The organism is Kribbella sp. NBC_00382 (assembly GCF_036067295.1).
Taxonomy (GTDB): Bacteria; Actinomycetota; Actinomycetes; order Propionibacteriales; family Kribbellaceae; genus Kribbella.
Window position 1 is genome coordinate 5184374 of the sequence record NZ_CP107954.1, and the last position, 21687, is coordinate 5206060.

Here is a 21687-nt window from a genome sequence, read left to right on the forward strand (position 1 = left end):
TCATTTATGGGCGGTGGAGAATTTCCTCGCTGAGCTTCCAGAGCCGCCGGGCGTTGTCGGGGTCGATCGCGTAGGGCAGCACGCCGAAGGCGCCCGGCGTCAACGCCAGTACTTCGGTGTCCGGCTCCTCGCCGCTGTGCACCTTGGCGATCTCGATGTCCTCGCAGTAGACACCGCCGAATCCGTCGAGCTGCGGGCTGGTCGCGCACCAGACCTGGGTCGCGGCACCTTGCTCGGGGTTCTTCAGGCCGCGGCTGGGGTCGATGATCGGCTCGTAGTTGTCATCCAGGAACCCGCCCTGCCGTAGTACCTCGCGATCGGCGTTCTGGGCCAGGTTGGTCATGATGCTGCCGGGGTGGACGGCGAATGCGCGGATGCCGTTCTCCCGCTCGCGGGCGTCCAGCTCCACCGCGAACAGGACGTTCGCGGTCTTCGACTGCCCGTACGCCGAATAGGGGGCGTACTCGCGATGCTCGAAGTTCGGGTCGTCGAAGTCGACCGCGCTGTACCGGTGCCCGCGGGACGAGACCGCGACGACGCGGGCACCATTGGCCTGGCGCAACGCGGGCAGGAGACGCGTGGTGAGCTGGAAATGGCCGAGGTGGTTGGTGGCGAACTGCGACTCGAAGCCGCGGGTGTCGCGGCGCAGCGGAGCGGCCATGATCCCGGCGCTGTTCACCAGGAGGTGGAGCGGACGGCCGGTGGCGAGGAGGCGATCGGCGAAGGCGTCGATGCTGGCGGGGTCGAGAAGGTCCAGCTCGTCGACGACCACCCCGTCGATGCCGTCCAGTTGTTTGCTTGCCCGGTTCTTGTCGCGGGCCGGGACGATGACCTCGGCGCCGGCGGCGAGGAAGACCCGGACGGTCTCCTTGCCGAGGCCGGAGTAGCCGCCGGTGACGATCGCGGTCTTGCCGGTCAGGTCGATGCCCTTGACCACCTCGGCCGCGGTGGAGGCCGCGGTGAAGCCGGATCCGATGGGTTGCTGTGTGCTCATACGTTGAAGCTAGTTCGGGGGAGCCGTACTCTGAATACTTGTGAGTCCTGAATACTTGCGCGATAGTACGGCGGATCCGCTGGCGCAGACCCTGGCATTGACCGAGGCGCATTGCTTCGTGTCGCGGGGGTTCGAGGCGTACGGCGACTGGGCCCTGCGCTATCCGGCGTCGCAGCGGCTGAAGTTCAGCGCGCTGGTCGAGGGTTCTTGCTGGATCGACTTCGAGGACGGCGAGCCCAGGATCGAGCTGCGGGCCGGCGACGTCGTGCTGTTCGACGGTCGGCGGGGATTCGTGAAGGGCAACGCGGACGTACCGCTCGGAGATGCGCTCGTTGCCTTCGGTGCCACCGATGGTCCGATGGCTCGCTTCGGTAGCGGAGCCGCGGATCGTTCTGGTCCTAGGGTTGTGGGCGTCGGCGGGCATGTGAGCGTCAACCGGACCGGCGAGGAACTGCTGCTGCGTGCGCTGCCGCCGGTGATCGTGTTGCGGGCGACGGACGAGCGGGCCGCGACCTTTCGCTGGTTGCTCGACCGATTGTTGTACGAGGCAACGACTGCGCTGCCCGGCGCCGGGCTGGCCGGTGACAACGTGGCGCACCTGCTGTTCGTGGAGACATTGCGCGCGTGTCTGACCGAGGCCGAGTCGCTGCCGGTCGGCTGGTTGCGGGCGATCGCCGACGAGCGGATCGCCCCGTCGCTCCGGCTGATGCACGAGCAGCCGGGGCGGGCGTGGCAGTTGGAGGAGCTGGCGCAGGCGTCGGCGATGTCGCGGACCACCTTCGCAGAACGGTTCCGGTCGGTCGCCGGCGTACCGCCGCTGACGTACCTGACCAACTGGCGGATGAGGCTCGCCGAGCGAGCCCTGCGCGAGGAGAACACGCCGCTGTCCACCCTGGCCCACTCGCTCGGCTACACCTCCGACAGCGCCTTCAGCAACGCCTTCAAGCGGGTCAACGGAATGGCCCCGAAGCGCTACCGCGACGCGGCTACATCCCGTACGAGTGGTCCACGGTCATCGTGAACAGCAGCCGTTTGTCCGCCACCATCGCCCGCCGGTAGTCATCCCAATCGGGGTGCTCACCGGACGCCTCGCGGTAGTACGCGACGAGCTGCTCGACGGTGTCGTCGTGCTCGTCGGCCGCGACCGGAGTCAGCTCGGCTTTGCCTTCCAGTACGACGTACGAGCGACCGCCGGGCCCATTCACGTAGAGGCTCGCCCGTGGGTCGCGGCGGAGGTTCTTGGTCTTCGCCCGCCCATCGGTGAGCGACACACGGATCCGCTCACCGTCGTACAGGTAGGTGACGTTGGACAGCTGAGGGCGGCCATCGCGCTTGATCGTGACGAGCACACCGAGGCCGGTCTTACCGGGAAGCTCTGAGGTCATACTTCCAAGCTTAGAAATTCAACCAAGCTTGAGCGCAACCGTCACTCTCCGTCTCGGTGTGCGAGACCCCGGGTTCGACCTCTGGATGGGGTTGTGCATAGACTCACAGGCATCATGCGGCACCAGCTTCTTCTCCTTCGCTGCCGCGGCGAGGCCTGACGTAGGCCGGTTTCCTCGCCGCGGAGTTTCGCCATTCTTTTTGTGGCACTGCGCCGGTCGATCGTTGACCCAGCTGTAGACACTCTCGCGAGGAGACCCCGCATCATGGCACCGAAGAATCAGCCCAAACCCGTTCAGCAGTCCTCTGGTATGCCCATCGGGCGCTACAGCGCGTTCCCGCCGATCGCGCTGCCGGATCGCACCTGGCCGGCCAAGTCGGTCGACGCGACGCCGCGCTGGCTGTCCACCGATCTGCGCGACGGCAACCAGGCGCTGGTCGAGCCGATGTCGCCGGCCCGCAAGCGGCGGATGTTCGACCTGCTGGTGAAGATGGGCTACAAGGAGATCGAGGTCGGTTTCCCGAGCGCCAGCCAGTACGACTTCGACTTCGTCCGCAGCCTGATCGAGGGCGACGCGATCCCCGACGACGTCACCATCTCGGTGCTGACCCAGGCCCGCGACGAGCTGATCGAGCGGACCGTGCAGTCGCTGGAGGGGTCGCCGAAGGCCACCATCCACCTGTACAACGCGACCGCGCCGCTGTTCCGCCGGGTGGTGTTCAACGTCGACAAGGCCGAGTGCCGCAACATCGCAGTACGGGGCACCGAGACCGTGATGAAGTACGCCGACGAGATCCTGGGCGACTGCGAGTTCGGCTACCAGTACAGCCCGGAGATCTTCACCGGCACCGAGCTCGAGTTCGCGCTGGAGGTGTGCGAGGCGGTCAGCGATGTCTGGCAGCCGGCCGAGGGTCGCGAGATCATCCTCAACCTGCCGGCCACCGTCGAGATGTCGACGCCGAACGTGTACGCCGACCAGATCGAGTGGTTCGGCCGCAACCTGACCCGGCGTGAGCACAGCACGATCAGCCTGCACCCGCACAACGACCGCGGTACTGCGGTGGCCGCCACGGAGCTGGCTTTGATGGCTGGTGCGGACCGGGTCGAGGGCTGCCTGTTCGGCCACGGCGAGCGGACCGGCAACGTCGACCTGGTGACGCTGGGGATGAACCTGTTCAGCCAGGGCATCGACCCGCAGATCGACTTCTCCGACATCGACGAGATCCGCCGTACGGTCGAGTACTGCACCCAGATGCGCGTCCCCGAGCGCCAGCCGTACGCCGGTGACCTGGTCTACACCGCCTTCTCCGGCTCGCACCAGGACGCGATCAAGAAGGGCCTGGAGGCGCTCGACAAGCAGGCCGCGGCCGAGGGCATCCCGGTCGGCCAGATCCACTGGGAGGCGCCGTACCTGCCGATCGACCCGAAGGACGTCGGCCGGTCGTACGAGGCGGTCATCCGGGTCAACTCGCAGTCCGGTAAGGGCGGCGTCGCGTACATCATGAAGTCGGAGCACCGCCTCGACCTGCCGCGCCGCCTGCAGATCGAGTTCAGCCGGGTGATCCAGCAGCACACCGACGCCGAGGGTGGCGAGGTCGGCCCGAAGCAGATGTGGGACATCTTCGAGGCCGAGTACCTGGCGCCCGGCAAGCTGTCGCTGCTGACCGTCAACTCGACGTCGGGCGAGGGTCAGAACGACGCCCTCCGCGTGCAGGTCTACTCCAACGGTGTCCCGCACGAGCTGATCGGCGAGGGCAACGGCCCGGTGTCGGCGTTCGTCGACGCGATCAAGCCGCTGAAGTACGACGTACGGGTGCTGGACTACCACGAGCACGCGCTCTCGGCCGGTGGTGACGCACTGGCCGCGGCGTACGTCGAGTGCGAGGTCGGCGACGAGGTCTACTGGGGTGTCGGCCGGGACGCCAACATTCTCACTGCCTCGTTGAAGGCGGTCGTCTCCGCCATCAACCGCGCAACGCGTTAATCCACTGGTGGATCACGCCTGGAGCTGATTGGCTCTGGGCGTGATCACTGTGCGCGAGGTCGACCCACATGACGAGGCGGCCTTCGACGCCTGGTACGACGTACTCCGAGCCGGCGCGGTCGCCGATCGCGAGGTGCCGCTCGTGTTCAGCCACGACGCGACGGCGAACTCGCTCCGCACGGAGAACCCGATCAAGACCAGGCTCCCGGTCGCGGCGTACGACGGCGAGCGGGTCGTGGGTGCGATGCTCTTCGAGTACTACCTGAAGAACGACCTCGACGCGGTCATCGTGGAGATCGACGTCCTGCCCGCTGAGCGGCGGCAGGGGATCGGTACCGCGCTGTGGGGCTGGGCGAGGTCGAAGGCCGCGTCGCTCGGCCGGACGATCTACCAGATCGAGCTCGCCATCCCCGATGGCTTCACGCCCGAGACCTGGCCGGCGTCGCTGTTCGCCACGAAGCTCGGGTTCGTGGTCGAGCATGTCGAGGACCATCTCGTAGTACCGCTTCCGTATGAGCACCAGGTGCAACTGGAGCCGCTGGAGGGGTACGAGCTGATCTCCTGGGCCGGTCCGTGCCCGGAGGAGTACCTCCCGGTGTACGCCGACCTGCGCAGCGCGATGGCCCGCGACGTACCGATCGGCGGCATGACCCGCGAGCCGAAGCTCTGGACCACCGACGAGCTCCGCACACTCGAGGAACGAACCGCCAAGAGCTACAAAGCCCTGGTCGTGCTGGCCCGCACTCTCGACGGCCGCCCGGCCGGCTACACGGTGATGTACCTCCCGCTCACCGACCCCGACAACGTCCAGCAACTCGACACGCTCGTACTCCGCGCCGACCGCGGCCACAACCTGGGCGCCCACCTCAAGGCCGCCAACCTCGACCAACTCGCCAAGCACCTCACCACCCAGAAGTGGCTGCACACCTGGACCGCCGAGACCAACGGTGCCATGCAGAAGGTCAACGCCCGCTTCGGTTTCGTCGCCCGCGAGAAGAACGTCGAATGCGAGCTGGAACTCCCGGCGCCGACTCTTCGACCGGCCGCACGCGCTGTTGTGCTGGATCCGGAGGATCGGATCCTCCTGCTGCGCTTCGAGTTCGCCGATGGGCATGCGGTGTGGGCGGCGCCTGGTGGTGGGGTCGAGCCGGGGGAGTCGTTGCCGCAGGCACTGGCTCGGGAGCTGGCCGAGGAGATCGGCATCGAGCCGCCCGCCGACGCGGCGCATCTGTGGCATCAGGTGACCGTTGCGGACGGTCATGCCCAGGGATTCGACGGCGTGATCAACGACTACTTCCTGGTGCGTACCGATTCCTTCACTCCGGCGGGGTCGATGTCGGTCGAGGAGATGCTGGCGGAGAACGTGCACGGGCATCGCTGGTGGACCTTCGAGGAGATCCAGAACCATCGCGGCCCGGAGTTCCTCTCACCGCGCAACCTGCCCTTTTTGCTTGCTCGGCTTCGTGCCGACGGGCCTCCCGCGAGCCCGGTTTTCATCGGCTTGTGAGAGCTGTGTTGGGAAGGTGTGTGAAGGGTGTGAGGACGCGGGTGCGGGGCGGTCGGGCGATCTAGCGTCGTTGCTGTGACTACATCGACTGGTGATCCTGTTCCGTTATTCGTGCCTACCCGTACTGCTGGGGCGCTGGATGTCGCGGCGTTGCAGTGGGGGCGCCGGCCGGACGGCGTACGGGTGGGCATCGCGTTCAGTTCGGCCCAGTTGTTGCGGGCGGCAACCGGTCCACGGCAGGAGTGGGTTCGGTTGCACGAGAGTTCGCTGCGGGAGATGCTCGAGCCGTTCGGGATCAGCGTGATCCAGCTCGACCCGGCACTGGTCGGCCCGGACGTCGCCCAAGTCCGTACGCCGGAACTGGTGGGCCACCATGGCGATTGAGCCCTACGACCCGCATCCACACAAGCAGCCGTTCGATCCCGAGTTCCTGGCGATTGTCAGAGTCATCCTGGTGGTCGGCGCCCTCGCCGCCTTGCTCTACTGGCTCGGCTGATCGCTACAGACGGCGTTCCCAGGTGAGGTGGCCTTCGTCCATGAGCGCGTGGCCGTCGGCGCCGGCGGCGACGCTGGGGTCGTGGGTGGCGATGATGACGGCGGCGCCGCGGTCCGCCTCGGTCCGCAGCAACTCGAGAACGCGCTCTCTGTTGGTGCTGTCGAGCTCGCTGGTGGACTCGTCGGCGAGGATCACCTTGCCACGCTGGGCCAGGCCGCGAGCGACGGCGACGCGTTGCTGTTCACCGCCGGACAGCTCCTCGACCAGGTGGTCGCCGCTCTCCTCCAGCCCGACATCGGAGAGCGCTTTCGCGATGATCTCGTCGATCGACTCCAAGGCTTCGTCGCGATCCTGGTCGTCCGACGGCAAGCGGCGCTCGGCCAGCAACGGCATCGACAGGTTCTCCCGGGCCGTAAGCACCCGGGCCAACCCGTTGCCCTGCGGAATCAGTACGACGCCGTGCGCCGCCGCCCGCGGCCGGTCGACGATCTCCAGCCCGTCGACCTCGACCGAGCCCGACTTGGCTGAGACCGCGCCGGCGATTGCCCAGAGCAACGAACTCTTGCCGGCTCCCGACGGTCCGCTGACCGCCAGCACATAGCCCGGCGGCACTCGGAGCGAGACGTCAGCCACTGCGACCAGATCGCCGTACGCGACAGTGAGGTTGGTGACGGTGATCATGTCTGGTCCTCCTGCTCAACCGGCGTCAACCGGACCTCGCCGTCCTCGGTGGTGGTCACGCGCAACAACGTGCCCGGCGGCAACAGCTCCGCGACATGCGGCGGCAACGGCAACGACCCGTCGGTCGCGACTACCGCGAACTCCTCACCCGACCGGCCTTCGGACGCGATCCGCCCGTCCTTGATCGTGATCGTGCGCGGCAGCACCGCCGCCACATCCGGGTCATGCGTGATCAGCAGAACGGTCATCCCGGTCGCCTTGTTGATCGTCGAGATCGCGGCTAGTACTTCGTCCCGCGCCCGGTGATCGAGCTGACTGGTCGGCTCATCGGCCAGCAACAACCCTGGGAAAGTCGCGATCCCGACCGCGACAGCGCAGAGCTGGATCTGACCGGGCGTCAACCGTTCCAGCGGAGTCTGCGCATGGTTGCTCAGGCCAACAAGATCGAGTACTTCCTTCGGGGCCGGCAGCGGCCGCCCGCGTACTGCGGCGCGTTGGGCGTACCGAACATTGTCCTCAGGCGTCAGATACGGGATGAGGTTGCGCCCGGCCCCCTGCAGCACGATGCCGACATCGCCCGCCCGCATCTGGTCGAGCTCGGACTCGGTCATGGTGGCGATGTGATGCTCACCGATCTGCAGCCGCCCGGCGCTCGGGGTCAGCAACCCACCACAGAGCTGAAGCAGGGTTGACTTTCCCGCACCGGATGGTCCGAGCAGGCCGACCAGTTCGCCCGGCCGGACGCTGATCCCGATCCCGGACAGGGCCGCGACGTCGTGCCCTTGACTCCGGTAGATGTGCACCAGGCCGGTCGTGTTGATCGCGAGGCCGGTCATGACAGTTCCTCCCGGATCCGGGTATAGCCCGCTCGCCGGTTGACGCCGGTGCCGAGCAGCAGGGTCGCCGCGGTCATGATCGCCGTACTGAGCAACGTCAGCGCCAACGCGACGGACCAGTTGGTGGCGAGGTCGAGGGGGATCGGTGACGGTTGGCTGGTCGGGGCGAAGAGCGGGATCATCGGCAGCGCGACGTGGGCCCCGATGACGCCGCAGGCCGACCCGAGCAACGCAGCCAATGCGACCGGCCCGGTCTGCTCCCACCGGGCCGCCCTGCCGGTCGTCGCAGCCGGTACGCCGGTGATGCGCAGGCTCGCGTAATCCTGGGCCCGCGAGCGCCACGAGGTGACGATCATCAGCAGCAACACGACGAGCGCCAGCGCCCAGCCCGCGATGCCGATCACCGGCGTCAACTGGAGAGCCAGTGCGCTGGCGGAGCGGCCGTAGGTGGCGACCTGGTCGGACTTGCGGTCGATGAGCGTCGCGAGGATCCCGGCCTTGCCCAGTTCGTCGATGATCTGTTGGGAGTGGGCCAGGCCGTCCTCGTTCAGCCAGAGCTCGAAGTCGGTACTCGTATCGGCCACGCTGCCGCCCAGCCGGCGTACCGTCTCCAGATCGACGACCGCGGTGTGCTCGCTGTAGCGCGGGATGGCGGTGCGCAGCCGGTCGAGCCTCTCGACCGGGAACGCGAGCCCGTCCAGGCCGGGCACGGTCTGGGAATCGCTGACCACGTACTCCGGGCTGATCAGCGCCGGTACCGCGATCGGGATCCTGGTGGTCTGGACATCCAGATCGCGGCCGATGCTGGTGATGCCGAGGACCAGGCCGTTCGGCGGGCCGTCGGACGCGGTGATGGTGCCCAGGTTGACGGCGTCGCCTTCGGTCTGGTCGGGCGCGTTCCAGTTGCCCGACTTGCCGAGCGGGATCGACGGCTGGAGGTCGGTGGCGACCTTGTCGATGGTGATCTCGCCGCGGATACCGGCCGAGTCGCTCAGCTCGCGGCCGACGCCCAGCCGGATCAGGTCGCAGGTCTCGGGGCAGACGATCTGCTGGCTGAGCTCGATCGGTTTGCCGGCCACCAGCTGCATCGGCTTGAACTCGACCAGGAACCGGGAGCCGGTCTGATGGCTGAAAAGCGTTGCCTGGAGCACGACGGACTTGGCCGGCGGGCCGACTTCGGCCTCCTGGCCGTCCCCGGTGGGTGGCACGTAGGTCTGCATCGCGCCGGGCGTCGCGGTGATCATCAACCGCCCGCCCTTGACCGTGATCGGCGGCGGCTCGGTCGGGGCCTTCAGCCGGCGGAAGCCGTCGGCGTCGGTCAGTTTGTCGCCGTGGAAGGCCACCCGCTGGTAGCTGTCCGGCTCGATCATCAGCGTGCGCAGGCCGTCCGGGTTCGACGGGGAGGAGAGCACGACCGGGGTCATCCAGCGCCGGTCGTGGTCGATCTTGTCGATCGCGGTGCTGAAGTCGGAGAAGACCCGGACGTCCATCGACAGCACGCCGTCCGCGCCGACCTCGTACCCGGCGCGGAAGTCGCGGTTGCGGTCGGCAACGGATGACGCCTGGCCGGCGAACGAGACCAGTGCCGTCGCCACGGCGACCACCGCGACGATCCGGGTCACGGCCGGTCGCCGAGCTACCTGCAGAGCTCCGAGCGCCAGACCGAGCTGACCGCGGCGGAGCGCCTGCCTGCTGATCAGGCCCGCGGTCGGGAGGAGGAGGTGGGCGAAGGTGAGGCCGACTGCCAAGGCGAGCAGGCTTGGCGTCAGTACCGGCAGTGGACCTCGGCCACCACCGGTCAGCGCGCCCAGCAGCCCCGCCGACGCGATCACGATGACGATGACGTCGATCAGGCCGATGGTCCGGCCCCGGCGCCGCGGCACGATCCGCCGGAGCAGCGTCGAGATCGGCTGCTTGATGACCGCCCGGATCGTCCAGGCCACCACTGCGAGTCCGACGAGGGCCGCGAGGGCAGTAGCCGCCGGTACTGTCCAGGGCAGCTCTATTGGCGCCCCACCGTTCAGCCAGGTACTCCGAACCACCAGCAGCAGCCCGAAGCCGACCAGTGCACCAAGCAGCGTGCCGACCAGCACCGGCACCGCCAGCTCAGTGGCCAACGACCGACCGGTACGCCGGGCGCCGGCACCGCGCAACCGGGAGATGGCCAGCTCCGGCCGGCGCTGGTCGACAACCGCGGCCAGCGCAAGGGCGAGCACCACGACGCCGAACAGGGCCACCTGGACCATCACCAGCGGGATGATCGTGGCGGCCTGCTTGCGCTCGGCGGTGATCCCGTCGATGACGCCGGACAGTGAGGAGGTGTTGGCTGCCGCGAGTTCGGCGCCCTCGACGTTGGAGTCCTCGGTCGCCTGCCGGAGCCGGGCCAGGTCGTCGACCCGGACAGTGCCCGGCAGCGGGTGGACGTCCACCGTCGAGTGAGCGCCCCAGACGCCCTTCTCCAGGGTGTCCCGCGTGGTGAAGATGTAGTCGGAGGTGGCCGGCCGGGTTTCGCTGGCCGGCAGCGAGTGGCCCGTCGGGCCGAGTCCGTACCAGTACCGGTCGTTGTTGTCGGCGCGGTAGATGCCGACTACGCGGAGTGTGCCGCCACCGGCGTACTTGCTGGCTTGGGCGTTCAGGCGGGAGCCGATGGCGGCGCCGAAGTTCTGCACGTCCTTGGTCGAGACGGCGGCCTCGTTCGGGGCGCTCGGACAGCGGCCTTTCGTCAGTACGAGCTTCTCGCAGTAGCCGTCGCGCCAGGCCACCTTGCCGGTCTGATCCGGCTTGCCGAGACCCCAGCCGACCTCGACCGACATGCCGTAGAGCGGTGGACTGAACAGTCGCCGCAGATCCTCGGGGATCAGGGTGGCGATGCGCTCGGGGGCCATCGCGGCGTTGGGGCCGCTGACCAGCGGTGGCGGGCTCGCCTCCAGTTGCCAGCTGGCCGACAGCCACTGGCCGGCCAAGGTCTCCGTGGTGACCGTCTGCTCGACCGCGCGGGAGAACCACGGCGCGAACGCCGCGCAGGCGCCGATCAGCACGCTCACCCCCGCGAGCACCAGCATCTGCGACCACCGGTACCGCAACGCTTGCCTGATGAACATCAGTGGCCCACCCCTAAGCCGTTCCACCCCTTGGACAACGATTCACTTCCCGGCCGAAGATACGGAAAACCGGGGTCGGCCAGCCCGTCAGAGGCCAAATGACACAGAGTCGTTACTGCGGTATAGGTTTTCCGGTATGCGTGAATCCCAGCTCGGAGAACTGACCGTTTCCAGCCTCGGCCTCGGCTGCATGGGGATGTCCCAGTCGTACGGCGTGCAGGCCGACGACGCGGAGTCGATCGCCACCGTGCACGCTGCGATCGACGCCGGCTGCACCTTCATCGACACCGCCGACGTGTACGGCGACGGGGCGAACGAGGAGCTCGTCGGGCGGGCGCTGGCCGGCCGCCGGTCCGAGGTGGTACTGGCGACCAAGTTCGGGTTCCAGCGCTCGTCGACGGATGCGGCGACGCCGACGGTGGTGAACGGGCGGCCGGAGTACGCGGCGACCGCGCTCGACGCGTCCCTGCGGCGGCTCGGGGTCGATTACATCGATCTGTGGTACCTGCACCGGCGCGACCCGGAGGTGCCGATCGAGGAGACGGTCGGGGCGATGGCTTTGGCGGTCGAGGCCGGCAAGGTTCGCTACATCGGGTTGTCGGAGGTGTCGGGGGAGACGGTGCGGGCGGCGCATGCGGTGCACCCGATCAGCGCAGTACAGAGTGAGTGGTCGTTGTGGACGCGCGACCCGGAGACCGGCGTACTGCCGACGCTGCGCGAGCTGGGGATCGGGTTCGTGCCGTTCAGCCCGCTGGGGCGTGGCTTCCTGACCGGGCAGATCACGTCGCCGGATGACTTCGAGCCGGACGACATGCGGCGTGGGTTGCCTCGGTTCAGTGGGGAGAACTTCCAGCGCAATCTGGATCTGGTCGCTCGTGTGCGGTCGCTTGCTGCTTCGAAGGGCGTGCTGCCGAGTCAGCTGGCGCTGGCCTGGTTGCTTGCTCAGGGCAATGATGTCGTGCCGATCCCGGGGACGAAGCGGCGGAAGTACCTGGCTGAGAACCTTGGGGCTGTTGACGTTTCGCTGAATGCCGACGAGCTGGCGGCTTTGGATGCTGCCTTCCCGCCGGATGCGGTCGCGGGGGATCGGTACGCGCCGAGCGGGATGAAGCAGGTCGGCAAGTGATCGGGGTTACCGGGTCGACCGGTCAGCTCGGCTCGCGGATCGCGCGGCTGCTCGCGGCGGACGGGGTACCGCAGCGGCTGATCGTGCGGGATCCGGGGCGGGCGCCTGCACTGGCTGGGGCTGAGGTGGCGCAGGCGGCGTACGGGGAGCACTCCGCGCTGCTGGACGCGCTGGATGGGGTCTCGACGCTGTTGTTGCTGAGTGCGACGGAGTCGGCCGATCGGGTTTCCTTGCATAAGGCAACGGTTGATGCGGCGGTGGCGGCTGGGGTTGAGCGGATCGTTTATACGTCGTTCGTGGGGGCGTCGGCGTCGGCGACGTTTACGTATGCGCGGGATCACTGGCACACCGAGGAGCATGTGCGGTCTACCGGTGTCGACTTCACGTTCTTGCGGGACAACTTGTACCTCGACTTCCTGCCCGGGTTCGTCGGTGAGGACGGGGTGATGCGCGGGCCGGCGGGGGACGGGCGGGTTGCGGCGGTTACGCGTGACGATGTCGCTGAGGTGGCGGCTCGGGTGCTGGTGTCGTCGCAGCACTCGAGGATGACTTATGACCTCACCGGGCCGTCGGCGTTCACGTTGACCGAGGCGGCGGCCTTGATGAGCGCGGCGTGGGGGCGGTCGGTGCGGTACGAGCCGGAGACGCTTGACGAGGCGTATCGGTCGCGCGAGGGGTTCGGCGCGGCGCCGTGGGAGGTGGCTGGGTGGGTCACGTCGTACGCGGCGATCTGCAGCGGCGAACTGAGCGGCGTGAGCAGCGCCGTGGAGGACATCACCGGCCATCCGGCGGTGGGTCTCGCCGACTACCTCGCCAAAGCCTGAGCCGGGGTTGTCGCGGGGGTTTGTCGACGGGACCTGAGATAATGGCTGGATGCCGCTCTATCGTGACGAGGCGATCGTGCTCCGGGTCCAGAAACTGGGCGAAGCCGATCGGATCGCCACGCTCCTGACCCGCAACCACGGCAAAATCCGCGCGGTAGCCAAGGGTGTCCGCCGGACCTCGTCCCGCTTCGGCGCCCGCCTGGAACCCTTCAGCCACGTCGACCTACAACTAGCGACCGGCCGCACCCTGGACGTAGTCACCCAGGCAGTCTCGATCGCCGCCTACGGCGAAGGCATAGTCAGCGACTACGCCCGCTACACGACCGGCACCGTCTTGCTGGAAACCGCCGACCGCCTGGTGGTCGAAGAAAAAGAACCCGCCACCCAACAACACCTTCTCCTAGCGGGTGCCCTAAGAGTCCTCTCCGCCGGCGACCGCACTCCCGGCCTGGTCCTGGACTCTTTCTTCCTACGCTCCCTAGCCATCTCCGGCTACGCCCCGTCCTTCGACGACTGCGCCAAATGCGGCGAACCAGGCCCCCACCGAGCCTTCAACTCCGCCGCCGGCGGCATGGTCTGCAGCACCTGCCGCCCACCAGCCTCCACGATGCCCGCCCCCGCCACAGTCACCCTCCTAGCCGCCCTCCTAACCGGCGACTGGCCCACCGCAGAACGCACAGACCCCAAAACCCGCCGAGAAGCCTCCACCCTGGTAGCCGCCTTCACCACCTACCACCTAGACCGCCTACGCTCCCTCCGCCACCTAGACCTAACCCCCACCACCACCCCCCAACTAAACCTCGGCTAACCACCCCGCACTCCAACAACCGGCCCCCACCCCTGGAAGCGTCGACCGCGGCAGCCGACGATCACGGGAAGCGCCTGCGCCGTCCAACTGGCAGCAATCAACATGGGCGTAGTGCTGGTGAGCGGTTGGTCGCAGGGCTCGGGTGGATATCCCGCCCTCGAGCGAACTGCTGCAGCCTGTGAGAGCCAGCAAAGAGCCCACCTGTACTCCGACGAGCAGCCTGCGCCCGATCACGTGTCAGCAGCCGAGCGCGGGAGCCGACGATCGCCGGGAGCCGACGATCGCCGGGAGCTGCTACCCCGTCCACCCGGACGCAGCCGACGCGGGTGCGCTCTTGCTGCTGATTGGCGCTGGCCAGCTGTTGGTCGGAGTGCTCGGGGTGGGCGTGCCGGCCTCGTGTGAGCTGCCGGGCCGCGAGAGCCAACAAAGGGGTCACCTGTACGGAGAGATCCCGTACGCCGATGAGCAGCGTGCGCCCCGCCACGGTCAGCAGTCGCCGGCCGCCGGGGCAGATGGTTGCGTGCTTCCCGGATCCACCAGGACCGGGACTGCCTCACCGATCCGCAGTTGCGTGGCCGCCTGCTGGGACATGTTGATCTGGCCGGTGTCGCCGAGGGTGCTCTGCCAGGTGATGGTCCACTCGGCGGTCGCACTGACCGGGTACTGACATTTCGGCTGCTCGTGTGAGGTCTTCCGGTACCGGTGACCGCAGTCTGGCGAATCGGCAATCCCCTTCGCCTTGCTGTACGGAGTACCGGCGCCCTCGCACCGGACCGTGTTCCCGTCACCCATCTTCCAGTCGACGGCCTTCACAACCCCCGTAGCCGTCACCCGAAGCCCAGGCACCTCAGCCGACTTCGTAATCGGCCCAAACGTGTTCTCAGACTTCTCCACCCACAACCACACCGGCATATTCACCAACCCAACCTGCCCAACCCCAGGCGCACTCCGCACCTGAGGCGCCTGCAGATTCATCAGCGCGATCGCGCGGTAGGCCAACGTCAACGGATCAGTCACCACCGTGTCGGGAGGACCAGGCAACCAAACGAATCTGGTCACCAGGTGCTTTCCCTCGTCATACCCCTGTTCGCGGACACAAGCCCAGATTGCTCCGTCGGTATGGCCTTGCCAGACGGGATCGGTAAACGGTGGCTGCGGATCCCATCGCTTCAGATAGCACTGCTCGCTGTTGGACCAGTTGCCGAGTTCGGCGTCGGAGCAAGCCTGCGGAGCTCCACCGTGATTGCAGACCCTCTTGACTTGCTTTGCGGGGGTGCCGGGCTTGGTCTTGTCTTTGCCGTTGCCCTTTTCATAGCTGTGCAGAACCCAGATGCAGACGTCGCGCTGTTCGTAGCATCGGAGAACGTAGGTGCCCGGACCACCTGGCTTCGGAGGAATGACCGGCGTGGCGCTGGCTGGTGTCTGAACTGTGAGCAGGGCGCCGAGCGCCAGTATGACCAATCCCAGGTAGCGGGATCGGCTCAGCATGGGCCCGTGCCCTTCTCGTCGATGACGAACCACTTCTTCGTGGTGCTTCCCGCAGCGGCCGCGAATACGAGCTTGGCTGAGAATGTGCGTCGGGTGGCGCTGCTGGCGCCGATCGGCACTGGCTTCTTGGTGGACTGGAAGCGGATGACTGTTTTGGACGAGTCGATACAGGTCACGAGGTCAACCTCGGGCTGCGGGTTGTCCAGCTTGACGCTCTTGACCGTGAGCGACGCGATCTTGGTCGAACCCGTTTGATACCAGCCACTGTCGCGCAACGACCGGACATCTCCGATGACCGCTAGCAGCCAACTACCACCGAGTCCCGCGGCTTCCAGCGGAGCTCGACTCGAAGCGGCGGTGTTCGCCATCACTTGGTCGATTGCCGCCCGGGCAGCCCTGTACCGGGCGGTGGCGGCGGTGATGGCTGCTTGTTCTTCGGGGGTGTAAGCGGGTGTTGACGGAGCTGTTGGGGTGGGGGTTGGGGGTGTTGACGTGGGGGCTGTGTTGGGGTGACCGGCTTCGGGGGAGTTGTTGCAGGACGCCAGGGTGAGGGTGGCGCAGAGGGCAACGGTGGTGATGAGAAGCGGTCGGGGGTGCATGCGGGGAGGGCTCCGATCGTGGGTTGCGGGCGGTACAAGGGTTGCATACGGAGGGTGGTCGGGGTGGGGGTTATCCACAGGGGTGCAGGAAGTTGCAGCCGTGGGGTTTGGGAGGATTTGGGGTATGTCGCCTATTGGTCGTCGTCGGGTTCGGGTTGGGGAAGGTCGGCGGGGGGAGGTGGTGGCTCCTGACATGCATCCGTCGGGGGCTCGGCCGCCGGCGATACCCAAGGAGCTGGTGCCCAATCACGTGGCGATCGTGATGGATGGGAACGGGCGGTGGGCGAAGGCTCGCAATCTGCCGCGGACCGAGGGGCACAAGGCGGGGGAGGCTTCGCTGCTCGATGTGATCAAGGGTGGGATCGAGATCGGGGTGAAGTACCTGTCGGCGTACGCGTTCTCGACGGAGAACTGGGCCCGGTCGCCTGATGAGGTGCGGTTCCTGATGGGGTTCAACCGCGATGTGATCCACCGGCGGCGCGATGAGCTGGACGCGATGGGTGTGCGGGTGGTGTGGTCGGGGCGGCGGCCGCGGTTGTGGAAGAGCGTGATCGACGAGCTCGAATCCGCGCAGGAGCAGACCAAGAACAACGACACCATCACGCTGCAGTTCTGTGTGAACTACGGCGGGCAGGCGGAGATCGCCGATGCGATGCGGTCGATCGGCGCGGAGGTTGCCGCGGGCAAGCTCAACCCGGACCGGATCACCGAGAAGACGATCGCCAAGCATCTCTACAACCCCGGGGTGCCCGAGGTGGACCTGTTCGTCCGGTCGTCGGGGGAGCAGCGCACGTCCAACTTCCTGGTCTGGCAGCTCGCGTACGCCGAGATGGTCTTCCTCGACACGCTGTGGCCCGACTTCGACCGCCGCGACCTCTGGCGCGCGATCGAGCTCTACGCCCAGCGCGACCGTCGCTACGGCGGCGCCATCCCCAACCAGGTCGAGCAGGCCTGACAGCAGCCGGTACTAGGCAACAGCAGCCGGTACTACGTAACGCCCGTGAGCCCGCCGAGGTCTAGGCTCGCCAATCGACCGTGGATGTCGTCCAGGAGGAGTTGCCGACCGTGCAAGAGCAACCGCAGGCACTGGAGCGCGAGTTGCGGGCCGCCCAGGCGCAGATCCGCGACGTCGGATCCGTACTACGGGACGCACTCGCCGAAGACGACCGCCTGGCCGCACTCGCCGCCACCCCGCCAAGCAACATTGCGCAGGGCAACGGCGCGCCGGGTGATGGTGCCCGGCGACACAGTGCGCCGGATGAAAGCGGGCAAGCGGAGGGTGGCTGGCGATGACGGTGGCGGAGGATCGGCAGCAGGCTGCGAACCTGACTGATCAGACGGCGTCGGCGCTGGTGGCGGCGCGGTCGGCGATGATGGCGGCGAGGGATGCGACGGCTGACTTCGATCGCTTGCTCGAGGCAAGGTTGGAGGAGGCGGGGAATTTGGGCGTACCCGCCCAGAGGGCTCGTGAGAGCGAGTACGCAGGCAGGCTGGCCGATAGCCCGGGAGCTCGTGACAATGCCACCGACGACATCCGCAGAGCGCTCTACAGCGCTGGACTGACCAGTGATCAGCTCAACGGCCGGCTCCAGCGGGACATCGGTCAGCTCGAGCAGATCGGGGACGACCTCGATCGGAGTTCGCGGGCGCTCACGCATGGGAAGAGCTCCCTCGACGACCTGGAGCAGTTGCCCGTCGAGCGCGATGAGCAGACCGGCGAGCCGACCCCGGAGGCCGCCGAGCAGCTCAGGCAGACGTCGATCCTGCGGCAGCGCGTCAGCACGATGGAGAACTCGATCGGCACCGCCAGTACTGGAGTGAAGAACGCCGAGACGCAGCTGAAGGCGGCCCGCGAGACGGCCCGTCGTCTGGTCCACGCGCCGCCGAGCGTCGGCACCGACGGCCGGATCTCCAACGCGATCGAGCAGACCCGCGAGGAGCTCGGCAGCAACCTCCGGTCCGCTCGCCAACGGCTGGACGGCGCGAACCAGGATCTCACCGCCGGCCGCCCAGCCGCCACAGAAGCCGCCCAGCGCAGCATCGATCTGGCCAACGCGACCCGGGCCGGCCTCAACCCGACCCCACCCTCACACGACGGTCCGCCCGGAGGCCCCTCCGGGTCGGACCTGAGCCGCCGCCTCAACGGCCCCTCCCAAAACCCAACCCTCGAACGCTAGCCGCGTCGGGCGCGGTCAGCGGCGGGGTGAAGGAAGCAGACCTCGTTCGATGGCGACCGTGACGGCGCGAGTGCGGTCGTCGACGTCGAGCTTGGTGAAGAGGCGTTGGAGGTGGGTTTTGACTGTTGCCTCGCCAATGAACAACTCGCGACCGATTTCGGCATTGCTGAGGCCTCGGGCGACGGCGGCGAGGACCTCTAGTTCGCGAGGGGACGGCTGGACCGCGGCGGGCGTGGCCGGAGTACGGAGTCTGGACATCAGGCGGGCTGCGACCGGCCCGGCCAGGACTGTTTCGCCGCGGGAGGCTGCCCGGATCCCGTCCAGCAGTTCGGCGTGCGGTGTGTCCTTGAGGAGATAGCCGGCGGCGCCTGCCTCGACGGCGTGCAGGATGTCGGTGTCTGTGTCGTACGTCGTCAGCACCAGCACCTTCGTCGCCGGGTAGCCCGAAACGATCGCGCCCGTCGCCGACACCCCGTCGCGGCGCGGCATGCGCAGGTCCATCAGTACTACGTCCGGCCGGGTCGACTCGACCAGCGTGAGGGCCTCCTCGCCGTCAGCCGCCTCGCCGACCACCTCGATGTCGTCGGTCACCGCGAGCATCCCGATCAGCCCCGATCGGACGACCGGGTGGTCGTCCACCACCAGCACCCTGACCGTCATCAGCCCTCCTGCCCCGTCGCCGGAATGAGTACCTGCACCCGCGTACCACGCCCCGGCGCGCTGTCGACCGACACCGTGCCACCGGACTCCTCGACCCGCCCCCGCATCGCCGCCAACCCATACCCACCCGAGCTCGCGGACGGCGTGAAACCGGCCCCGTCATCAATGATCTCGATCGCCACGCCATCAGCCGACATCCCAAGCAGGATCCGCACCCGCGTGGCCCCAGCGTGCTTCCGTACGTTCGCCAGCGACTCCTGAGCCGCCCGCAACAAAACCACCTGCTGCCCCTGAGGCAACGCAGCCACCTCGTCATCAGCCATATCCAACGACACCTGTACGTCCACGCCGGTCTCAGCCGCGAACCGCTCACCGTGCCGTTGCAGTACTTCGGCCAGCGTCGCCCCACTCAACGCGACGGGCGTAAAGGCCGCCACCAAAGCCCGAGCCTCAGCCAAATTCTCGCGGGCCGTGTCCTCGATCGCCGCCAACCGTCCGGCCGCAGGTTCGACCGCACCCCGCGAGAGCTCGACCGCAGCCGTCTGCGAGAGCATCACGATGCTCGTCATCCCCTGCGCGAGCGTGTCGTGGATCTCGCGAGCCATCCGCTCCCGCTCCGCCATCACGCCGGCCGTGTGGTGCGCCTCGGCCAACTCGTCCCGTGCTGCCTCGAGTTGCTCGATCAGGTCGGCCCGCTGCTGGCTCTGGGTGATCACCTTGTCGATCCAGATCCCGAGCAGCAGGCTGACGACCAGGCTGATCACCATCCACGGCAAGATGTCCCAGAAGGCGTCCATCGTCCAGCCGGCCGCCCAGAGCTGGGCCGTGCCGACCGCGAACAGCAGCAGGAAGCTGAGCGGTACCGCATCGTGCATCCGGTCGCTCAGCAGCCAGATCTGCGGCGAGACGATGAACAGGATGAAGACCGACGGCGGGAAGAGCGCGACGGCTCCACTGACGCAGGCGATCATCACCGCGCGGTACAGGTGGGCCTGCCACCGGCTGCGGGAGATCATCGCCGGCATCGCGAGCAGCCGGTAGGACAGGGCCAGTACCGCGACCAGGGCCAGATAGGCGATCCGCCGCGGGGTGGTCAGCTCGGAGGAGAAGAGTGCGGTGATCGCGGTGACGCCGAGCAGCCCGTAGAAGACGATGTGCCAACCGATCAGGGTGCGCACCCAGACAGGCTGGTCCGCCTTGCTACCGGAGAGCTCCATGCGCACCATCTTCCTCCAGAACCACCGGAGGTCGCTCAAGGCGCCTCCGGCAGTCGCGGAGAGAGGGGTGCCGAACATCAGCCGGCGTCTCGCCGGGTCCAGCGGAACACCCGCTGGGCGACGATCAGGCCGACCACCAGCCAGACCGCCAGGACGATCGCGCCGAGGCCGAGGTGCCAGGACTGGCCGGGCTCGGTCTGGACGAAGTCGTCCGGCAGGAAGACCGAGCGCATCCCCGAGGCCAGCCACTTCAGCGGGAAGATCGACGCGACACCGCGCATCCAGCCGGGCAGGCTGCTGTAGACGAAGTACACACCGGACATGAACTGCAGCAGGAGTACCACCGGGGTGACGACCGCGGAGGCCGCCTTGCCGGACTTCGGTACGACGCTGAAGGCGATCCCGAGTACCGACCCCGACGCGGTACCGAGCGCGAAGATCCACAGGAAGTTGAGCCACTTCGACGGCTCGGTCGGCAGGTCGACGCCGAGCAGCAGCCCGGAGATGGCCAGCAGCAAGGCGATCTGAGCGATCGAGGTGATCAGGACCTGGCCGATCTTGCCGATGAAGTAGGACTGCGGCGGCATCGGCGTACCGCGCAGGCGCTTCAGCAGACCTTCGTCACGCTCCAGCGCGATGCTGATCGCGAGCGACTGGAAGCTGCTCAGGAAGATGCCGGAGGCGATCATCCCGGGGGTGAAGTAGGTGGCCGCGTTGACGCCCTGGCCGAAGTCGGTGTCGCCGAAGACGGCGGAGAAGATGGCCAGGAAGATGATCGGGAAGAAGAAGGTGAAGATCAGCGCCTCCCGCTCCCGGAAGAACTCGCGGACCTCGAGCTTGGTGCGGGCCAGGCCGACCGCCATCGTCGACGGCAGCGGCTTGTTGGTGACGTTGTGCGAGGTGGCCATCAGAGTGCTCCAGCTTCGATCGCTTCAGCCTTGGCAGCGGCCGTAGCCGAGATCAGGTCCAGGTAGATGTCTTCCAGGCTCGGCCGCCGTACTTCGAGCTCCGGTACTTCGCCGTCGAAGCGGGCCATCAACGCCGCCACCTCCGCCGTCGGCCGGTCGGTGCGCAGCTCGTGCTGGCCGTCCGCGTCGGACCAGGAGACCCTTGCGGTCCGGGCTCCACGGCCGCCGAGCGTTTCCGGCGTACCGACCTCGATCATCCGTCCGTCGGCGATGACGCCGACCCGGTCGGCCAGGTGCTCGGCCTCGTCCAGGTAGTGGGTGGTGAGCAGGATCGTCGTACCGCCGGTGCGGAGGTTCTCGATCAGCGTCCAGAACTGCCGGCGCGCCTCGGGGTCGAACCCGGTGGTCGGCTCGTCCAGGAACAGCAGCTCCGGGTTGCCGATCACGCCGAGCGCCACATCGAGCCGGCGACGCTGACCGCCGGACAGCTTGCGCGGTCGGGTCTTGCGCTTGTCCTCGAGCCCGACGGCGGCGATCACCTCGTCGGGGTCGCGCGGGTTGGGGTAGTACGAGGCGTAGTGCCGGACCAGCTCGGAGACCGACGACTCGGCTTCGTCGCGCGAGGTCTGCAGCACGATCCCGATCCGGCTCCGCCACAGGCGGTCGGCGTGAGCCGGGTCCGTACCCAGCACGCTGATCTCACCCTCGTCTGCACGGCGGTACCCCTCCAGCACCTCCGTGGTCGTGGTCTTGCCGGCGCCGTTGGGGCCGAGGAGCGCGAACACCTCACCGCGGAGGATGTCCAGGTCGCCGCCACCGACGGCGACCTTGTCCGGGTACCGCTTGACGAGTCCTCGGACCCGTACCGCGAAGTCTGTCTCTGTCATGGCTCAAGCT

Annotated in this window: 22 protein-coding genes; 11 read left to right on the forward strand and 11 right to left on the reverse strand. The window is 67.7% G+C overall.

Translation table 11 applies throughout. From position 1 onward, the window contains the following. Nucleotides 1-4: 4 nt before the first annotated feature. Nucleotides 5-994 (reverse strand): oxidoreductase, encoded by a 990-nt coding sequence (locus OHA70_RS24930; protein ID WP_328321651.1) that lies wholly within the window; start codon nucleotides 992-994, stop codon nucleotides 5-7. A gap of 55 nt (nucleotides 995-1049) precedes the next feature. Here OHA70_RS24930 and OHA70_RS24935 point away from each other — a divergent pair, with 55 nt between their 5' ends. After that, nucleotides 1050-2015: an AraC family transcriptional regulator gene (locus tag OHA70_RS24935; RefSeq protein ID WP_328321653.1), complete on the forward strand. Its 966-nt coding sequence runs from the start codon at nucleotides 1050-1052 to the stop codon at nucleotides 2013-2015. On the opposite strand, the gene OHA70_RS24940 is transcribed toward OHA70_RS24935, so the two are convergent. Continuing rightward, entirely contained in the window at nucleotides 1981-2379 is a 399-nt protein-coding gene (locus OHA70_RS24940) for a PPOX class F420-dependent oxidoreductase (protein ID WP_328321655.1), read from the reverse strand. The genes OHA70_RS24935 and OHA70_RS24940 overlap by 35 nt on opposite strands. Before the next feature lie 264 nt (nucleotides 2380-2643). Between OHA70_RS24940 and leuA the strand changes: the two genes are divergently transcribed. The 4 genes from leuA (at nucleotide 2644) to OHA70_RS24960 (ending at nucleotide 6365) form a co-directional block, all read left to right on the forward strand. Further along, nucleotides 2644-4362 carry a 2-isopropylmalate synthase gene (leuA, locus tag OHA70_RS24945; protein WP_328321657.1) on the forward strand — a complete coding sequence of 573 codons (1719 nt, stop codon included), beginning with the start codon at nucleotides 2644-2646 and terminating at the stop codon, nucleotides 4360-4362. Between the two features lie 40 nt (nucleotides 4363-4402). Continuing rightward, complete coding sequence (locus OHA70_RS24950; RefSeq protein ID WP_328321659.1) at nucleotides 4403-5869, forward strand: GNAT family N-acetyltransferase; 1467 nt, start codon at nucleotides 4403-4405, stop codon at nucleotides 5867-5869. Nucleotides 5870-5944: 75 nt separating this feature from the next. Continuing rightward, nucleotides 5945-6253, forward strand: coding sequence for an SAV_915 family protein (locus OHA70_RS24955; protein ID WP_328321661.1), 309 nt, complete (start codon nucleotides 5945-5947; stop codon nucleotides 6251-6253). Then, complete coding sequence (locus tag OHA70_RS24960) at nucleotides 6243-6365, forward strand: hypothetical protein (protein ID WP_328321663.1); 123 nt, start codon at nucleotides 6243-6245, stop codon at nucleotides 6363-6365. Before OHA70_RS24955 ends, OHA70_RS24960 begins: the two co-directional genes overlap by 11 nt. 3 nt (nucleotides 6366-6368) lie before the next feature. Here the strand turns inward: OHA70_RS24960 and OHA70_RS24965 are convergent, their stop codons facing one another. Genes OHA70_RS24965 through OHA70_RS24975 form a run of 3 tightly spaced genes read right to left on the reverse strand, consistent with a single transcriptional unit; the run spans nucleotide 6369 to nucleotide 10983 of the window. Beyond that, entirely contained in the window at nucleotides 6369-7046 is a 678-nt protein-coding gene (locus tag OHA70_RS24965) for an ABC transporter ATP-binding protein (RefSeq protein WP_328321665.1), read from the reverse strand. Further along, nucleotides 7043-7882, reverse strand: a complete 840-nt coding sequence (locus OHA70_RS24970) for an ABC transporter ATP-binding protein (RefSeq protein WP_328321667.1) — start codon at nucleotides 7880-7882, stop codon at nucleotides 7043-7045. Before OHA70_RS24970 ends, OHA70_RS24965 begins: the two co-directional genes overlap by 4 nt. After that, nucleotides 7879-10983: an ABC transporter permease gene (locus OHA70_RS24975; RefSeq protein ID WP_328321669.1), complete on the reverse strand. Its 3105-nt coding sequence runs from the start codon at nucleotides 10981-10983 to the stop codon at nucleotides 7879-7881. The genes OHA70_RS24970 and OHA70_RS24975 overlap by 4 nt, the downstream gene beginning before the upstream one ends. A 136-nt stretch (nucleotides 10984-11119) precedes the next feature. Between OHA70_RS24975 and OHA70_RS24980 the strand changes: the two genes are divergently transcribed. From OHA70_RS24980 to recO, 3 genes are read left to right on the forward strand one after another with little or no spacing between them, the layout of a single operon-like run. Beyond that, nucleotides 11120-12109, forward strand: coding sequence for an aldo/keto reductase (locus OHA70_RS24980; protein ID WP_328321671.1), 990 nt, complete (start codon nucleotides 11120-11122; stop codon nucleotides 12107-12109). Beyond that, on the forward strand, nucleotides 12106-12933 hold the full coding sequence (locus OHA70_RS24985; RefSeq protein WP_328321673.1) for an SDR family oxidoreductase: 828 nt from the start codon (nucleotides 12106-12108) through the stop codon (nucleotides 12931-12933). Before OHA70_RS24980 ends, OHA70_RS24985 begins: the two co-directional genes overlap by 4 nt. Before the next feature lie 49 nt (nucleotides 12934-12982). Next, the gene (gene recO, locus OHA70_RS24990; protein WP_328321675.1) at nucleotides 12983-13741 is read left to right on the forward strand and encodes a DNA repair protein RecO; all 759 of its coding nucleotides are present in this window, start codon (nucleotides 12983-12985) and stop codon (nucleotides 13739-13741) included. A gap of 486 nt (nucleotides 13742-14227) precedes the next feature. Here recO and OHA70_RS24995 read toward each other — a convergent pair whose 3' ends face one another. After that, the gene (locus OHA70_RS24995) at nucleotides 14228-15229 is read right to left on the reverse strand and encodes a hypothetical protein (protein WP_328321677.1); all 1002 of its coding nucleotides are present in this window, start codon (nucleotides 15227-15229) and stop codon (nucleotides 14228-14230) included. Continuing rightward, on the reverse strand, nucleotides 15223-15828 hold the full coding sequence (locus tag OHA70_RS25000) for a hypothetical protein (protein ID WP_328321679.1): 606 nt from the start codon (nucleotides 15826-15828) through the stop codon (nucleotides 15223-15225). The genes OHA70_RS24995 and OHA70_RS25000 overlap by 7 nt, the downstream gene beginning before the upstream one ends. 193 nt (nucleotides 15829-16021) lie before the next feature. Between OHA70_RS25000 and OHA70_RS25005 the strand changes: the two genes are divergently transcribed. The 3 genes from OHA70_RS25005 to OHA70_RS25015 all read left to right on the forward strand — a co-directional run bounded on the left by OHA70_RS25005 (nucleotide 16022) and on the right by OHA70_RS25015 (nucleotide 18005). Continuing rightward, a complete protein-coding gene (locus tag OHA70_RS25005; protein ID WP_328335208.1) occupies nucleotides 16022-16783 on the forward strand; it encodes an isoprenyl transferase in 762 nt (253 codons plus the stop codon). 80 nt (nucleotides 16784-16863) lie between these two features. Beyond that, nucleotides 16864-17121, forward strand: a complete 258-nt coding sequence (locus OHA70_RS25010; RefSeq protein WP_328321681.1) for a hypothetical protein — start codon at nucleotides 16864-16866, stop codon at nucleotides 17119-17121. Then, entirely contained in the window at nucleotides 17118-18005 is an 888-nt protein-coding gene (locus OHA70_RS25015) for a hypothetical protein (protein ID WP_328321683.1), read from the forward strand. Before OHA70_RS25010 ends, OHA70_RS25015 begins: the two co-directional genes overlap by 4 nt. Before the next feature lie 15 nt (nucleotides 18006-18020). Here the strand turns inward: OHA70_RS25015 and OHA70_RS25020 are convergent, their stop codons facing one another. The 4 genes from OHA70_RS25020 to OHA70_RS25035 form a co-directional block, all read right to left on the reverse strand. Further along, the gene (locus OHA70_RS25020) at nucleotides 18021-18665 is read right to left on the reverse strand and encodes a response regulator transcription factor (protein WP_328321684.1); all 645 of its coding nucleotides are present in this window, start codon (nucleotides 18663-18665) and stop codon (nucleotides 18021-18023) included. Beyond that, nucleotides 18665-19882: a sensor histidine kinase gene (locus OHA70_RS25025; RefSeq protein WP_328321686.1), complete on the reverse strand. Its 1218-nt coding sequence runs from the start codon at nucleotides 19880-19882 to the stop codon at nucleotides 18665-18667. The genes OHA70_RS25020 and OHA70_RS25025 overlap by 1 nt, the downstream gene beginning before the upstream one ends. A gap of 77 nt (nucleotides 19883-19959) precedes the next feature. Beyond that, nucleotides 19960-20790: an ABC transporter permease gene (locus tag OHA70_RS25030; protein WP_328321688.1), complete on the reverse strand. Its 831-nt coding sequence runs from the start codon at nucleotides 20788-20790 to the stop codon at nucleotides 19960-19962. Beyond that, nucleotides 20790-21677 (reverse strand): ABC transporter ATP-binding protein, encoded by an 888-nt coding sequence (locus OHA70_RS25035; RefSeq protein ID WP_328321690.1) that lies wholly within the window; start codon nucleotides 21675-21677, stop codon nucleotides 20790-20792. The genes OHA70_RS25030 and OHA70_RS25035 overlap by 1 nt, the downstream gene beginning before the upstream one ends. Between the last annotated feature and the right edge of the window lie 10 nt (nucleotides 21678-21687).